Annotated in this window: 14 protein-coding genes; 13 read left to right on the top strand and 1 reads right to left on the bottom strand. The window is 38.5% G+C overall.

Annotated features, from left to right (window positions below):
• Position 1 precedes the first annotated feature (1 nt).
• A complete protein-coding gene (gene purD, locus MKY76_RS20520) occupies positions 2 to 1,258 on the top strand; it encodes a phosphoribosylamine--glycine ligase (RefSeq protein ID WP_342557096.1) in 1,257 nt (418 codons plus the stop codon).
• 106 nt (positions 1,259 to 1,364) lie between these two features.
• Here purD and MKY76_RS20515 read toward each other — a convergent pair whose 3' ends face one another.
• Positions 1,365 to 1,793: a YgaP-like transmembrane domain gene (locus tag MKY76_RS20515; protein ID WP_269897892.1), complete on the bottom strand. Its 429-nt coding sequence runs from the start codon at positions 1,791 to 1,793 to the stop codon at positions 1,365 to 1,367.
• A gap of 197 nt (positions 1,794 to 1,990) precedes the next feature.
• On the opposite strand from MKY76_RS20515, the gene MKY76_RS20510 reads away from it, so the two are divergent.
• The 12 genes from MKY76_RS20510 (at position 1,991) to MKY76_RS20455 (ending at position 16,683) form a co-directional block, all read left to right on the top strand.
• Positions 1,991 to 3,712, top strand: coding sequence for an adenine deaminase C-terminal domain-containing protein (locus MKY76_RS20510; protein WP_342557095.1), 1,722 nt, complete (start codon positions 1,991 to 1,993; stop codon positions 3,710 to 3,712).
• Between the two features lie 68 nt (positions 3,713 to 3,780).
• Positions 3,781 to 4,836, top strand: a complete 1,056-nt coding sequence (locus tag MKY76_RS20505; RefSeq protein WP_308339970.1) for a DUF3048 domain-containing protein — start codon at positions 3,781 to 3,783, stop codon at positions 4,834 to 4,836.
• Between the two features lie 15 nt (positions 4,837 to 4,851).
• The gene (locus MKY76_RS20500; RefSeq protein WP_004225717.1) at positions 4,852 to 5,172 is read left to right on the top strand and encodes a YerC/YecD family TrpR-related protein; all 321 of its coding nucleotides are present in this window, start codon (positions 4,852 to 4,854) and stop codon (positions 5,170 to 5,172) included.
• Positions 5,173 to 5,283: 111 nt separating this feature from the next.
• Complete coding sequence (locus MKY76_RS20495) at positions 5,284 to 5,973, top strand: heptaprenylglyceryl phosphate synthase (RefSeq protein WP_054548982.1); 690 nt, start codon at positions 5,284 to 5,286, stop codon at positions 5,971 to 5,973.
• A 32-nt stretch (positions 5,974 to 6,005) separates the two neighbouring features.
• Complete coding sequence (pcrA, locus tag MKY76_RS20490) at positions 6,006 to 8,258, top strand: DNA helicase PcrA (protein ID WP_112116710.1); 2,253 nt, start codon at positions 6,006 to 6,008, stop codon at positions 8,256 to 8,258.
• Between the two features lie 14 nt (positions 8,259 to 8,272).
• Entirely contained in the window at positions 8,273 to 10,276 is a 2,004-nt protein-coding gene (ligA, locus tag MKY76_RS20485; RefSeq protein ID WP_048394879.1) for an NAD-dependent DNA ligase LigA, read from the top strand.
• A 121-nt stretch (positions 10,277 to 10,397) separates the two neighbouring features.
• Complete coding sequence (locus MKY76_RS20480; RefSeq protein ID WP_054548985.1) at positions 10,398 to 11,537, top strand: CamS family sex pheromone protein; 1,140 nt, start codon at positions 10,398 to 10,400, stop codon at positions 11,535 to 11,537.
• Positions 11,538 to 11,770: 233 nt separating this feature from the next.
• On the top strand, positions 11,771 to 12,058 hold the full coding sequence (gene gatC / locus MKY76_RS20475; protein ID WP_004225708.1) for an Asp-tRNA(Asn)/Glu-tRNA(Gln) amidotransferase subunit GatC: 288 nt from the start codon (positions 11,771 to 11,773) through the stop codon (positions 12,056 to 12,058).
• A gap of 24 nt (positions 12,059 to 12,082) precedes the next feature.
• The gene (gene gatA, locus MKY76_RS20470) at positions 12,083 to 13,546 is read left to right on the top strand and encodes an Asp-tRNA(Asn)/Glu-tRNA(Gln) amidotransferase subunit GatA (RefSeq protein WP_004225706.1); all 1,464 of its coding nucleotides are present in this window, start codon (positions 12,083 to 12,085) and stop codon (positions 13,544 to 13,546) included.
• Position 13,547: 1 nt separating this feature from the next.
• Complete coding sequence (gatB, locus tag MKY76_RS20465; protein WP_048394874.1) at positions 13,548 to 14,975, top strand: Asp-tRNA(Asn)/Glu-tRNA(Gln) amidotransferase subunit GatB; 1,428 nt, start codon at positions 13,548 to 13,550, stop codon at positions 14,973 to 14,975.
• 157 nt (positions 14,976 to 15,132) lie between these two features.
• The gene (locus tag MKY76_RS20460) at positions 15,133 to 15,696 is read left to right on the top strand and encodes a thioredoxin family protein (RefSeq protein WP_048394872.1); all 564 of its coding nucleotides are present in this window, start codon (positions 15,133 to 15,135) and stop codon (positions 15,694 to 15,696) included.
• A gap of 72 nt (positions 15,697 to 15,768) precedes the next feature.
• Positions 15,769 to 16,683 carry a diacylglycerol kinase gene (locus MKY76_RS20455; RefSeq protein ID WP_004225701.1) on the top strand — a complete coding sequence of 305 codons (915 nt, stop codon included), beginning with the start codon at positions 15,769 to 15,771 and terminating at the stop codon, positions 16,681 to 16,683.
• The last annotated feature ends 166 nt before the right edge of the window (positions 16,684 to 16,849 follow it).

Here is a 16,849-nt window from a genome sequence, read left to right as displayed (position 1 = left end):
AATGAATGTATTAGTAATCGGAAGCGGTGGCCGTGAGCATGCAATCGCTAAACAATTTAGCATCTCTCCATCAGTGAACAACGTATTCGTAGCGCCAGGAAATGATGGGATGCGAGGCGAAGTAGAAGTTGTTGCTATTGATACAATGGATTTCGCAGGTCTCGCTCAATTTGCCAAGGAAAATGATATTGCATTAACATTTGTTGGCCCAGAACAGCCGCTTGCTGAAGGCATTGTCGATTTCTTTACAGCTAGAGGTTTACGTATTTTTGGTCCTACAAAAGTTGCTGCTCAAATAGAAAGCAGTAAATCCTATGCGAAAGAAATTATGAATAAATACAATATTCCTACAGCAGCACATGAAACATTTACTGAAGCAGAAAAAGCAATAGCGTATATTAAAGAACAAGGGGCGCCTATTGTCATTAAGGCTGATGGTTTAGCGGCTGGTAAGGGCGTCGTTGTGGCAATGACAGAGGAAGAAGCGATTGAAGCTGTAGAGGATATGATTGGAAACCAACGTTTTGGTGAATCCTCTTCACGTGTTGTCGTTGAGGAATTTTTAGACGGTGAAGAATTCTCCTTTATGTCTTTTGTGCACAAAGGACAAATTTATCCGATGGTTATTGCACAAGATCATAAACGAGCTTATGACGGTGATAAAGGACCAAACACAGGAGGTATGGGTGCTTATTCACCAGTACCACAAATCCCACAAGAGGTAGTAGATATTGCATTTCAAACTATTGTAGAACCAACTGTTAAAGGGATGGAGGCAGATGGTGCTTCCTTTACAGGTATTTTATACGCAGGGTTAATTTTAACGAAGAAAGGTCCTCAGGTCATAGAGTTTAATGCTCGTTTTGGTGATCCTGAAACGCAAGTTGTATTGCCACGTATGGTTTCAGATTTTGGTGCATTTATGATGGCGTTAATGGATGAACAGCCTTTTGATTTACAATGGTCAGAAGAAGCAATGCTTGGTGTAGTCATTGCAGCAGAGGGTTACCCAGGAGACGTTGAAAAAGGTAAGGTATTACCGAATTTAGAGGCAATTTCGACATCACATGCAGTTTTCCATGCAGGTACAAAATTAGTAGACGGTCAATTCGTTGGTAATGGAGGACGTGTACTTTTAGTTGGTGCAAAAGCAGCTACTTTACAAGAAGCACAGGAAAAGGTTTATGAAGGTATTGCAACGGAAACATGGGATCACTTTTTCTTCCGTAAAGATATTGGCTGGCGTACGTTTAAGTAATTATTATTTTCACTAAATATTTTTTATCGTCTTTTGAAACCTCTTGTTGTTTCAAAACGTAAGAGGTAAGAGCCGTCTCAATAATAGATTGGGACGGCTCCTTTGACTAAGAAGGATTCTGAGCTTTATTCGTTGAAGAATCGCTACTATTTGAGGAATTTTGAGTTGAAGTGCTGGTGTTAGATTGTTTTGAAGCAGTAGCTTGTGAACCTGAAGAATTACCAGCTATAGCAGAGGAAAAATCCTTCATGAGCTTATCGATTTGTTCAGTAGACATAGAATTTTGCCCGCTGAACATACTTTGCATAGAGGTGTTCATGGCATTCTGCATATTGGAGCTTAAAACTGCTTTCGTTGGACAATATTTAAAAAGTCCCTCAGCCATTTTCATGGCACCTAATGCAATCATTAATCGACCTTTTGTACAATTAGGATTTCTAGAAACTTTAGCGATACCAAATGCGGTTAAACTTGTCCCCATGGCAAAACGACAAAATGCATTCTTTTCGCTTAAATTTGCTTGCTGCATCATCATTACTTCCTCCTTTAGTCATTGTGGAAAAAATAAGCGAGGTGCACTTTGCTTTATGAAAGTGCTGTGTTACGATTGAAACAAGATGATTGCATAAAGCATAATTTTTATGAAAATATGCGATTATGCAGTAGTAGTATGTGATTTCAAGTTGGATTTACACAATGAAAAATTACGTAATTTAGGAAGGAGCGAATAGCATGGATCCAGTATGGAAAATAACAAAAATACGTCAACAATTAGCAGTAATCGATGGGAAAAAGGCACCAGATATCGTGCTGAAGAATGCACGTTATTTGCATAGTATGTTAAAGCAATTCATAGTAGGGAACATTTGGATTTTGGGAGATCGCATTGTCTATGCTGGTGACAGAATGCCTCCTTTATTAGAAGGAACAGAAGTGGTGGATTGTACAGGAAAAACAATCGTACCTGGCTATATTGAGCCACATGTACACCCATTCCAGCTTTATCATCCACAGTCATTTGCAGATTTTTGTGGTCAGCTTGGGACAACAACTTTTATTTCGGATAATTTAAGCTTTGTTTTAAATTTAGAAAATAAGAAAGCGTTTTCAATTTTAGAGAGTTTGAAAAAGCTACCTTTTTCTTTTTATTGGTGGACTCGCTTTGACTCACAAACTGAATTGGAGCAAGAAGAAGAGGTTTTCTCTAATACTTCTATATTAGAGTGGTTAGAGCGAAGTGATGTCTTACTTGGTGGAGAGTTGACAGGCTGGCCTAAGCTGTTGCATGGCGACGATCAAATGCTTTATCGTATGCAAATGGCTAAGGGACTGGGAAAAAAAATTGAAGGTCATTTCCCTGGAGCTTCAGAAAGAACATTGGCACGAATGAAACTGCTCGGTGCTGATGGTGATCATGAGGCAATGACAGTAGAAGAGGTAGAGCGTCGTATTATGCAGGGCTATGCTGTAACTTTACGTCATTCTTCCATACGACCAGATTTACCACATCTACTAAAAGGAATAGTAGAAAAAGAGCTTCCAATCTTTGATCATTTAATGATGACAACAGACGGTTCAACTCCTTCATTCCATGAGGATGGTGTGATGGATAAATGCATTCAAGTAGCTTTAGATGCAGGGGTATCTCCTATTGATGCTTATCAAATGGCTTCCTATAATGTAGCACGTTATTACAACATGTCTAATTTACATGGTTTTATCGCAACAGGGCGTTTTGCTTCACTCAATATTTTACAAGATGAATATCATCCTGTTCCAGAAAGTGTTTTATCAAAGGGTGTCTGGTTGAAGCGTAATGGGGATCGTGTGCATAGAATGGCGACAATTGATTATTCTGCCATCCCAGCTTTAGATTTAGATTTCTCATTAGATTCACAGGATTTCCAGTTTTCTATGCCGTTTGGGATTCAATTAGTTAATGATGTGATTACAAAGCCTTATAATTCTTTAATTACGAAAGAAGGGCAATTGGCAAATCATGATGAGTGCTATTTAATGCTCATTAACCGAAAAGGCAACTGGCATGTAAATACAATGATTAAAGGATTTGCAACAGATGTCCAAGGCTTTGCATCCTCTTATTCAAACACTGGTGACATATTGTTAATTGGAAAAAATAAAGACGATATGATTAAAGCCTTCGAAGAAATGAAGGCAATGAATGGTGGTATTGTTCTCGTCGAAAAAGGAGAAGTTATAGCGGACATACCATTAACAATTGGTGGACTTTTATATGATGGAGATGTATTCACTTTAACAGAGAAAGAAAAGGCTTTAAAACAAGCTTTAGCAGATAGAGGCTATCAATTAGGAGATGCCATTTATACATTATTATTTTTACAATCTACTCATTTACCATATATTCGTATAACACCACAAGGAATTTTCGATGTGATGAAGAATAAGTTATTATTACCTGCTGTTATGCGCTAATTCGTGAAAGTATTTCAGTTGTTTAAACAATTACAAATATTGTAATTGTTCAAAGGAGAGATATGCTTGTGTTCAAATCGAAAAAATTATGGATTGCTTTTGCATTTAGTGCTTTGGTAATCGGGGGATGTTCAAAGGATACACCAAAAGTCAAAGAGGATGATGAACCAATTGTAGAGGAAGAAGCAGTAGTGGAGGAGCCTGTGCAACAACCAGCATTTGTTGCACCACTTACTGGGGAGGCTGTACAAGAAGAAATTACACAGCGACCAATTATCGTAACCATTAATAATCATCCAGCGGCACGTCCACAATCAGGCTTAGCTGCGGCGGATATCATTTATGAAATGCTTGCAGAAGGTAATGTGACACGCTTTTTAGCAGTATACCAAAGTGAACTGCCTGAAAATATTGGGCCAGTTCGTAGTGCACGCTCTTATTTTATCGATATGGCCAAGGGATTTGATGCCTTTTATGTAGCACATGGCTATAGTCCAGAGGCGAAAACAATGCTTGATCATCGTATCGTCGACAATATCAACGGTATGGCTTATGATGGTATTCTGTTTAAACGTTCTAACGACCGCGTTGCGCCACACAATTCCTATATTACATCAGAAAACATTCTAAAAGGTGCTGAAATGGTAGGCGCTTCAATGAATTACAGTGAAAAAGTACTTCAGGCTTTTTATGAACCAGATGAACGTGGTAAAATAGGTATTGAAACAAGTCAAGTTGACATTTATTACGGAAATAATGAAGATTTCCATAACGCGTATGTGTATAATCATCAAACTAATCACTATGAACGACAATCGGCTAGCGTGGACACAAAAGATATGTTAACAGGCGAAACAGTGTCATTAGCAAATGTTCTATTTTTCGAAATGGATCACCAAACAATTGATGATATTGGTCGCCAAGCAATTGATTTAACGTCTGGTGGAAATGCGTATGTATTTCAAAATGGCTATTTGAGGGAAGTCAAATGGGCTAATGTTAATGGAATACCAATGGCTGTAGAGCAAACAGGGGATCCTGTAAAGCTTGTACCAGGAAAGTCGTGGGTTCATTTCGTACCATCTTCGCCAGGGTTACAAGCAATGGTGAAAACGCAGCCTTAAAGGGAGGAAAATTGTATGCAAATCGAAAAAATTCGGGGGCATCAAACAGATCAATTATTTAAAGCAGTGTTAGAGTTGAAGGACATCGAGGAATGCTATAAGTTTTTTGATGATTTATGTACGATTAGTGAAATTCAATCGTTGGCACAACGCTTTGAGGTTGCACATTTATTACGATTAAAGAAAACCTACGAATCCATTAAAAAGGAAACAGGGGCAAGTACTGCAACTATTTCGCGCGTGCGTCGCTGCTTCGATTATGGGAATGATACATATGATGAAATGTTAGGTCGTTTGTATCCAGATGAAAAACCATTCCAAGCACCAAAAGAATAGTCAGAAAAAAGGCTGAGTAGAAGTTCTACTCGGTCTTTTTCATTTTTTTGTCGTGTATCATAAGCTATACTTGTAAACGAATAGATAGAAAATGATAGGTGGTAAACATAGATGGATTATTTAGAATGGAGACATGTGTTCAAGCTAGATCCAGCGAAGGACATTTCCGATGAAGCATTAGAAAAAATTTGCGAGTCTGGGACAGATGTTATTTTGGTCGGGGGAACAGATAATGTAACGTTGGATGGGGTATTAGATTTACTTGTTCGAGTGCGTCGTTTTGAGGTGCCGATAGCACTTGAAATTTCTACGATCGATGCGGTAACACCAGGTTACGACTATTATTTCATCCCAACGGTATTAAATAGTGATGATCCAAAATGGATTAAAAATTTACATCATGAGGCTATTAAAGAATACGGCGATATTATGGTATGGGATGAATTAGTAGCGGAAGGATATTGTATTTTAAATCCTGATTGTAAAGTAGCCCATGTAACGGGTGCGAAAACAGATTTAACGATTGATGACGTGGTAGCTTATGCACGCATGGCAGAGAATTTCTTTAAACTGCCTGTTTTTTATTTAGAGTACAGTGGAATGTATGGCAATCTAGAGGTAGTTAGTGCTGTGAAAAACGAACTGAAGCATACCAAACTCTTTTACGGTGGTGGCATAACATCTGTAAAGCAAGCAGAGGAAATGGCACGCGTTGCAGATACGGTAGTAGTTGGAAATATTATTTACGAAGATTTAAAAGCTGCACTTGCGACTGTTAAGGCTGTTAAAAATACGTTATAATTTTAGAACAAATGTTTGTAAGGCGGTGCGAAATGGAACAGTTAACAAAAAATTTACTAGCAGGCATGAATCCTGAACAAGAAAGAGCAGTTAAAACAACTGAAGGACCATTACTCATTATGGCAGGCGCTGGGTCAGGAAAAACACGAGTTTTAACACATCGTATTGCTTACCTAGTTATCGAAAAGGAAGTATATCCTTCTAAAATTTTAGCGATTACATTTACAAATAAAGCAGCACGAGAAATGCGTGAACGTATTGATGGCATTCTTGGTAATGGTACGGGCGATAGTATGTGGGTTTCTACTTTCCACTCTATGTGTGTAAGAATTTTACGTCGTAATATCGATCAACTAGGCATTTCTCGTAATTTCTCTATTTTAGATTCTACGGATCAGCTTTCAGTCATCAAAAATGTGATGAAGGAAGAAAATATTGATCCAAAACGTTTTGAGCCACGAGCAATTTTAAATGCTATTAGTGCAGCAAAAAACGAGTGTATAGCAGCGGATGATTACGCAGGCCAAATGAATGATAAGAATCCTTATGAACAAACAGTTGCACGTGTCTATAAAGGCTATGAGAAAAGATTACGCCGCAACCAATCCCTTGATTTTGATGATTTGATTATGACGACGATTACGTTGTTTAAACGTGTACCTGAAGTGCTTGAATATTATCAAAATAAATTTCAATATATTCATGTCGATGAATATCAAGATACCAATAAATCTCAGTATTTACTTGTACAATTACTAGCAAAGAAATTTAAAAATATTTGTGTTGTAGGTGATTCCGATCAGTCTATCTATCGTTGGCGTGGTGCAGATATTGGGAATATCCTATCCTTCGAAAAGGATTATCCAACTGCAAAGGTGATTATGCTAGAGCAAAATTATCGTTCAACTAAACGCATCCTACAGGCAGCCAATGACGTCATTCAAAATAATACAACACGTTACCCAAAAGAATTACGCACAGAAAATTCAGAAGGTGAAAAGATTGCACTATATAAAGCTTATAACGAGCAGGAGGAAGCGCAATTTGTTGTACAAACGATTCAACAGTTAATTGAAAAAGAAAATCGTTCATTTGATGACTTTGCTATTTTATATCGTACAAACGCTCAATCTCGTGTAATGGAGGAAGTACTTGTTAAGTCCAATATGGCCTATCAAATAGTAGGCGGAACAAAGTTCTATGATCGAAAAGAGATAAAGGACTTACTAGCATATTTACGACTTATTGCTAATAATGATGATGATTTATCACTAGCACGTATTATTAATGAGCCAAAGCGCAGTATTGGTGCAACTTCCTTTGAAAAAATGGCACGTTATGCGATAGATCAGGATCGTTCGATTTTTGACGCGATGAATGATCTTGTTTTCATGGGATTATCAGGGAAAGCAGCAAATTCGGCTGAGCAATTTTATGCCATGATTAAAGGCTTTACACAAATGCAGGAATATCTATCTGTCACTGAAATTGTGGAGCAAGTTATTGATAAATCGGGTTATCGAGCAATGTTACAAAACGAAAAAACAATTGAAGCAGAAAGCCGTTTAGAAAATATTGAAGAGTTTTTATCTGTCACAAAGGCTTTTGAAGAGCGCAGTGATGATAAAAGCTTAATTGCCTTTTTAACAGATTTAGCCCTTATAGCTGATATTGATGCACTTGACAAGGAGGATGCATCTAAAGGCAATATTATTTTAATGACGATGCATGCAGCTAAAGGCTTAGAGTTCCCAGTTGTCTTTATTATCGGTATGGAGGAAAACATCTTCCCACATTCACGCTCACTAGACGATCAAGAAGAAATGGAAGAGGAACGCCGCCTTATGTACGTAGGTGTGACCCGTGCTGAGGAACGTCTATATTTAACATGTGCCCAAAGCCGAACGATTTTTGGTCGTTCAAGCTTTAATAATGCATCCCGATTTTTAGGTGAAATTTCTCAAGATATTACAGAGTCAATTTCTAAGGCAGGGACAACATCAACAGTACCATTTGCTACTAACAATCGTTCAACCGGTGGCCATCAAAAGCGTACGCTGGGTGCTATTCAGCAAACACAACCTGCCACAGCACGTTTACAAGCAACGGGGGGAGATCAATTTGGATGGAAAGCTGGAGATAAGGCGATTCATAAAAAATGGGGAACAGGTATGGTTGTTAGTGTAAAAGGTGAAGGTGATAGTACAGAGCTTGATATCGCATTCCCACAACCAATTGGTATAAAGCGATTACTTGCTCAATTTGCACCGATTGAAAAAGCGTAAGCGGAGGAACGTAAATGAACGAAATAGAACAGCGTATAGCGGAGTTAAATAAATTACTGCATGAATATGGTTATGCCTATTATGTGTTAGATAAACCTGTCGTAGCAGATAGTGTCTATGACCAGCTATTACAGGAACTGATTGCATTAGAAGAAGCGAACCCATCCCTTATTTACCCCGATTCTCCTACGCAGCGTGTTGGTGGAGCAGTGGTAGAGGGTTTTAAAAAAGTGACGCATGATTACCCAATGCTTAGTCTTTCAAATGCTTTTCATGAAGCGGATTTACGAGAATTCGATCGTAAAGTGCGTCAGGCTATCGGAGATCAATTTTCATATGTATGTGAGCTGAAAATAGATGGTTTAGCTATTTCATTAAAATATGAAAATGGCATGTTTGTACAAGGGGCTACAAGAGGAGATGGTGTGGTAGGAGAAGATATTACCGCCAATTTAAAGACAATCCGTGCGATTCCCCTTCGTTTAAAGGAACCCATTACGATTGAAGTACGTGGTGAGGCGTATATGCCAAAAAAATCCTTTGAAAACTTAAATGCCCAACGTGCTGACAACGGTGAGGAGTTATTTGCTAATCCACGGAATGCTGCTGCTGGCTCATTACGTCAGTTAGACCCTAAAATTGCGGCCAGTCGCCAATTATCAACGTTTATCTATGCCATTGGCGGAGACGGTGAAGTATATGGTATCGACGGTCATGCAGAAATGCTTGATTATTTAGAAGGCTTAGGCTTCCCTTCCAATAAAGAACGCCAACGATGCTCTACTATTGAAGAGGTAATGGCCTTTATAGAACATTGGACAGAAAACCGTCCAAAATTAGCTTACGAGATTGACGGAATTGTTATTAAAGTTGACCGTTATGCTCAGCAAGATGAACTAGGTTATACAGCAAAGAGTCCACGCTGGGCGATTGCCTATAAATTTCCCGCAGAGGAAGTTGTTACAACGTTACTTGATATTGATTTAACAGTAGGTCGTACAGGTGTTGTTACTCCTACAGCGATTTTAACCCCCGTACAAGTAGCGGGAACGACGGTTCAACGTGCTTCTTTACACAATGAAGATTTAATTCGAGATAAGGATATTCGTCTTGGAGATACAGTTATTATTCGAAAAGCTGGTGACATTATTCCTCAAGTTGTGGGTGTGCTAATAGAACAACGTCCTGAGGATTCAGTCCCTTTTGTCATGCCAAAAAATTGCCCTGTTTGTGATAGTGAATTGATTCGGATTGAAGGCGAAGTTGCCCTGCGCTGTGTAAATCCTGCGTGCTTTGCGCAAATTGCAGAAAGCATAAAATATTTTGTTTCTCGAAACGCGATGAATATTGACGGTCTTGGGGATAAAGTAGTGGAGCAATTATTACGTGCAGATTTAATACATGATGTTTCTGACCTGTATCATTTAACGGTAGAGCAGCTTGTGGAATTGGAGCGTATGGGCGAAAAATCAGCAACTAATTTAGTAAATGCCATTCAAGCATCGAAGGAAAATTCGATGGAGCGTTTATTAATTGGACTAGGAATTCGTCATGTTGGTGAAAAAGCAGCCAAAATCGTATCAGAGGAATTTGGTTCAATGGAAGCAGTGATGGCTGCAACAGAGGAGCAGCTTGTGGCAATTTATGAAATTGGAGATAAAATGGCTTCATCGTTAGTGGAGTATTTCTCAAATGAAGATGCACGAGCAGTCATTAAGCGTCTTGCTGAAGCAGGCGTGAATATGACATACAAAGGTAAAAAAGTAGAAGTAGCGATAGGTGATAGTCCTTTTGCAGGTAAAACAATTGTCTTAACTGGTAAACTTGAGCAATTGACACGCAACGAAGCAAAAGCGAAAATAGAAGAGTTAGGTGGTACAGTCACGGGTAGTGTCAGCAAAAAAACAGATCTAGTGATCGCAGGTGCGGATGCAGGCTCTAAACTAACAAAGGCTGAGCAATTGGGTATCGAAGTTTGGACTGAAGATAACTTAATTGAACAACTTAACCTCATTTAATAAGTGCATGATATCCTCCCTTTTATGAATAGGAGGCAATGTTGAGTGCACAACCGTTACAACAAGGCGTCGAGTAGATTCGTCGACCTAAAATTGACTATTAGTAAAGGAGCACTAAATAATGAAGTCTTTTCGACTCATTCCAGCAATCGTAGCTGCTGCAATGCTAGTCGGCTGTGTGCCTTCTGACAAGAAGGAGACAGAGCTTACACAGGAAACGCAACAGAAAGAAAAAGCTGAAACAACAATTATCCCAAGCATACAAATTGATGAATCTTATTATAAGACGCTTATCCCTTATAAAGAGAGTGCAAGTAGAGGTCTAGTGGTATCTAACATTTATACGAAATATGATATGAAGGAAGTTGAATCAGGTTTAATGCGTTTATCTCAAAACGAGTTCGACACAGAAAACTACTACTTCCAAGAAGGTCAATATTTAGCTGAAAGTACAGTAAGCTCTTGGCTTGCTCGTAGTTCACAAACAGAGGATGGATTAAATCCACCGACAACAGACACAATGACACCTGAGGAGCGAGCAACAAAGGCTCCAGTTTATTTATCCCATATTGTAGAGCAAAACTACTTAACAAAAACGAAGGATAATAAAGTGAAACTAGGCGGGATTTCAATCGGTCTTGCCTTAAATTCTATCTATTACTATCAAAAAGAACAGTATGGCGAATATTACGAGGAACCAATTTCAGAGTCTACTCTTATTGAGCAGGGCAAAAAAATGGCTACTGAAATCGTTTCTCGTTTACGTTCACGTGAAGAGTTAAAGGATGTACCGATTGTAGTCGGTCTGTTTAAGCAGCAAGCCCGTAATCAAATTATTCCAGGGACATACTTTAGCTATGGTGTAGCAAAAGCTGGGCAGAACAGCATCGCTGATTGGGAAGGTATAGATGAAAATTACGTCTTGTTCCCAACAGATGATTCACAAGATGTATACCGAGATGTCAACAATAACTTCAAGAACTTCAAGCAAGATGTTGATAAATATTTTTCTAACTATACAAGTGTGATCGGAACTGGTTTCTATCGTAATAAACAAATACAAAACCTTTCGATTGAAATCCCAATCCAATTTTTCGGCAAAGCAGAGATAATAGGATTTACGCAATATTTAACAGGGATTTTAATCAATCAATTTGATAATATTCATGTGGAAGTGAGTGTTACTTCAGTGAATGGTCCTGAGGCATTAATCATCAAAAAGGCCAATGACAAGGACCCTTACGTGCATGTCTATGATTAATATAGTCAGCCTTTGTGCTGACTATATTTTTTATGGTAATGGATTGAAATAGAGGAACACAACAGGATGATAGAGACAACACTTTGTTATAGTAGTGAAAGTTTCTATATTTTTAGTGAAAGTTGTGATTTTTAAAATGAAAAATGTTATGATTATTGGCATGGTTAACTTTATTCAACCCTATTGTTATCAATAAAAACAATGAATTGAACAAGTATTCGGAGGTGTGAAAAATGGCTAAATTAACAAAAGAAGAAGTAAAGCACGTGGCAAATTTAGCACGTCTTGCAATTACAGAAGAAGAAGCAGAGAAATTTGCTGAACAGCTTGGTAAAATTACAGACTTTGCGGAGCAGTTAAATGAACTGGATACAACAAATGTTGAACCAACAACGCACGTTTTACCATTAGTGAATGTAATGCGTGAAGACGTAGCAGTAAAAGGTTTAGACCGCGAAGTAATGATGTTAAACGTAAAAGAACAAGAAGATGGTCAAGTAAAAGTACCAGCTATCATGTAATACTAAAACATAGGAGGATTCCTCATGACGCTATTTGAACGTTCAGCTAAGGAGTTACAAGCAGAAATTAAAGCGGGTAACTTATCAATCGCTGACTTAACGAAAGAAGCATACGAGCGTATTGCAAAGCTTGATGGCGATGTACAAGCATTCCTTGCTTCAAACGAAGAAAAAGCAACTGCTCAAGCTGCTGAAATGGATAAAGTACCATTTGAAAAGCGTGGACCATTATTCGGTCTACCGATCGGTGTGAAAGACAACATCGTAACAGAAGGCTTAGAAACAACATGTGCCTCTAAAATTCTAGAAGGCTTTATGCCAATCTATGATGCAACTGTTGTCAACAAGCTACGTGAAGCTGGCATGATTACAGTTGGTAAATTAAACATGGACGAATTTGCAATGGGTTCTTCAAACGAAAACTCATACTATAAAACAACAAAAAATCCATGGAACTTAAACCACGTACCAGGAGGTTCTTCAGGTGCATCTGCAGCAGCTGTAGCAGCTGGTGAAGTACCATTCTCTCTTGGATCAGATACAGGTGGTTCAATCCGTCAACCTGCAGCTTACTGTGGTGTTGTAGGGATGAAACCTACATATGGTCGTGTATCTCGTTTTGGTCTAGTTGCATTCGCATCTTCTCTAGATCAAATTGGACCAATTACACGCAATGTTGAAGATAATGCGCTATTACTAGAAGCTATCGCTGGATTAGATCCAAATGATTCGACTTCTGCGAATGTTGAGGTGCCAAATTACGCTGCAGCTCTTACTGGTGATGTTAAGGGCTTACGTATCGCTGTGCCAAAAGAATTCCTTGGTGAAGGAGTTGGTGAAGCAGCTCGTCAATCAGTGCTTGCGGCATTAGAGGTATTAAAAGGCTTAGGTGCTACTGTAGAAGAGGTATCACTTCCTCACTCGAAATATGCACTAGCTGCGTACTATATCCTTTCTTCATCTGAAGCGTCTTCTAACTTATCTCGTTTCGATGGTATCCGCTATGGTTTCCGTGCAGAAAACGTTACAAATTTAATGGACCTTTATAAAGAAACACGTGCACAAGGCTTTGGTGATGAAGTAAAACGACGTATCATGCTAGGTACTTATTCACTAAGTGCAGGTACGTATGATGCGTACTACAAAAAAGCACAACAAGCACGTACATTGATCAAAGCAGACTACGATAAAGTATTTGAAGACTTTGATGTTATCATTGGACCAACAGCTCCAACACCAGCATTCAAGATTGGTGAAAATGTTGATGATCCAATGACAATGTATGCAAACGATATTTTAACAATCCCGATGAACTTAGCAGGTGTACCAGCGATTTCAATTCCTTGTGGCTTTGAAAACGGCCTACCATTAGGTTTACAAATAATTGGTAAATATTTCGATGAAGCAACTATTTACCGTGTGGCTCATGCTTTTGAACAAGCAACTGAGTTCCATAAAGAAGTTCCTCAAATGTGGGAGGGAAAATAACATGAACTTTGAAACAGTCATTGGTTTAGAAGTACACGTTGAGTTGAAGACTAACTCAAAAATCTTCTCACCAGCACCAGCTCACTTTGGTGCTGAACCAAATACAAATACAACAGTAATCGATTTAGGCTATCCTGGGGTCCTACCAGTCCTGAACAAAAATGTAGTAGATTTCGCTATGCGTGCAGCACTTGCACTCAATATGGAAATCGAACAAGAAACAAAGTTTGACCGTAAAAACTACTTCTATCCAGATAATCCGAAAGCTTATCAAATTTCTCAATTCGATAAACCAATCGGTAAAAATGGTTGGATTGATATTGAAGTAGACGGCTATACAAAACGTATCGGTATCACACGTCTTCATATGGAAGAAGATGCTGGTAAACTTTCACATGCTGGTGACCATTCACTAGTTGACTTTAACCGTCAAGGAACACCGCTTGTTGAAATCGTTTCTGAGCCAGATATTCGTACACCAAACGAAGCATATGCATATCTCGAAAAATTAAAATCGATTATTCAATATACTGACGTATCTGATTGTAAGATGGAAGAAGGCTCATTACGTTGTGATGCCAATATTTCTATTCGCCCTTATGGTCAAGAAGAATTTGGTACAAAAACAGAGCTTAAAAACCTGAACTCCTTCAACTATGTTCGTCGTGGTTTAGAGCATGAAGAATTACGTCAAGCAGATGTATTATTATCTGGTGGCGTGATTGAGCAAGAAACACGTCGTTTTGATGAAAAAACAGGTAAAACAATTTTAATGCGTGTTAAAGAGGGAACAGACGATTACCGTTACTTCCCAGAGCCAGACTTAGTTCGTCTTTCAATTGATGATGCATGGTTAGAGCGTGTGAAATCTGAAATTCCTGAGCTTCCAGATGCTCGTAAAAAACGCTATGTTGAAGAACTAGGCTTAACACCTTATGATGCTGGAGTTCTTGTTATCTCTAAAGAGATCTCAGACTTCTTTGAGGCAATGGTAGCAAATGGGGCAGATGCTAAGCTTTCTGCTAACTGGTTAATGGGAGATGTTTCTGCTTATTTAAACGCAGAGCAAAAAGATCTAAAAGATACTGCATTAACACCAGAAAACCTTGCTGAAATGGTGAAATTAATCACAGACGGTACAATTTCTTCTAAGATCGGTAAAAAAGTATTTGCTGAATTAGTAGAAAATGGCGGATCTGCACAGGATATTGTGAAAGCAAAAGGCTTAGTGCAAATTTCTGATGAAGGTGCATTACTAGCAATCGTAACAGAAGTTTTAGATAACAATGCTCAATCTATCGAGGACTTCAAAAATGGTAAAGACCGTGCGATTGGCTTCTTAGTTGGTCAAATTATGAAGGCAACAAAAGGTCAAGCTAACCCACCAATGGTTAATAAATTATTACAACAAGAAATTGCCAAACGATAATACTCGTTGTAACATAATAGCCGAGAGAGCTTCATTGCTCCCTCGGCTATTAATTTTCAAAAATGTAACAAATTTGCATTTTGCGAAACTTAATAGTTGTTTAAAAAGAGTATTCATAGCAAAATATAGAATAGACAGTAATAAGGGGGACGAGCCAATGAAAACAGAACAACAGTATTTTAATGAAGCTATATCAATACAGCAATATATGGAGAACATGACGACGTTAAAAGAAGAAAGCTTTCGTATTTATGATGGCTTTGAAGTACCAACAAACGATGATTTTATTGAGTTATTAAAAGAAAAACAACCTAAAATTTTAACGATTACAGAGGATTGGTGCGGAGACGCAATGTTAAATAATCCAATTATTCGCCGTATTGCTGAAGCGGCAGGATTAGATATGCGTACCGTTTTCCGTGATGCTGATACAGAACTAATTGATCGTTATTTAACAAACGGTGGTCGTGCAATTCCAGTTTATCTATTATTAGATGATGCTGGAGAAGTGATTGGAAAATGGGGACCACGCGCACCAGAATTACAAGAGTTCGTCGTAACGAAACGAGCAAGCTTACCAGATAAAGAAGATCCAACATTTGAAGAGGCACAAAAGGCTCTTTATGCAGAAATTCGTGAAGAAAATATCTCCAATCAAACATATTGGACATTTGTTTATGAGGACTTTAAGAAGCAAGTAACAGAAGCATTACAAAAATAACAAGAGTATTGCAACATTTCAACGTACAAATCGTTGAATGAAGTAGAATCTTATGAAGCAGGAAGGTATGTTATGAAACGAGCAAGAATCATTTATAATCCTACATCTGGACGCGAAGTGTTTAAGAAACATCTACCAGAGGTGTTGGAAAAACTAGAGGTAGCAGGCTATGAGACATCCTGTCACGCAACAACATGTGAAGGCGATGCAACGCTTGCAGCAAAAAATGCGGTAGAACGCGGTTTTGATATCATCATCGCTGTTGGTGGAGATGGCACATTAAATGAAGTTGTTTCAGGTGTAAGTCCATTTGAAAACCGTCCGAAAGTTGGTCTAATTCCAATGGGCACTACAAATGATTTTGCCCGTGCCGTGCATATCCCTCGAAATATTGAAGAGGCAGTAGACATTATTATTCAAGGCGACACATTGCCAGTGGATGTTGGTCTCTTAAATGGCGAACGCTATTTCATCAATATTGCTGCTGGCGGACGTATTACAGAGCTAACATACGAAGTACCAAGCAAAATGAAAACAATGCTTGGTCAGTTAGCCTATTATGTAAAGGCAGTTGAGATGATTCCATCCATCAAAGCCTCACATATGCGCATTGAATATGATGGCGAAGTATTTGATGGCGACGCTATGATGTTCCTATGTGGGTTAACGAATTCAGTAGGCGGCTTTGAAAAACTAGCTCCTGATGCAAGCATTAATGATGGTTACTTTACTTTAATAGTGCTAAAGAAGGTAAGTCTTCCTGAATTTATTCAACTAGCTGCCATGGCACTAAGAGGCGAACATTTAAATGATGATCGTGTCATCTACAAAAAAGCTAGCGTTGTCAAAGTTACTACAGAAAATGAGGTCCACCTTAACCTCGATGGCGAATATGGCGGAGACGCTCCTGCTACATTTGAAAACCTAAAGCGTCACATCGAAATCTTTGTTCCACTCGCAGATATTCGAGAGGAAGACCGTATTTAATGAACCCGAAAAGCTCATCCGATTTTATTGTGGATGAGCTTTATTTTGTATTTTTTGGTTGATTGCTTGAAGCGCTCTCAAAGGAGGAGAGGCCGCTCCAAATTAAAGTTCCATCATTAAAACTGGCTAAATCCCATAAACTAAGCTTTAGAAGTAAGAATGTGAA

The sequence above is a fragment of the Lysinibacillus sp. FSL P4-0201 genome (assembly GCF_038593425.1).
Classification (GTDB): Bacteria; Bacillota; Bacilli; order Bacillales_A; family Planococcaceae; genus Lysinibacillus; species Lysinibacillus capsici.
This window is presented reverse-complemented; position numbering and strand designations above follow the sequence as displayed.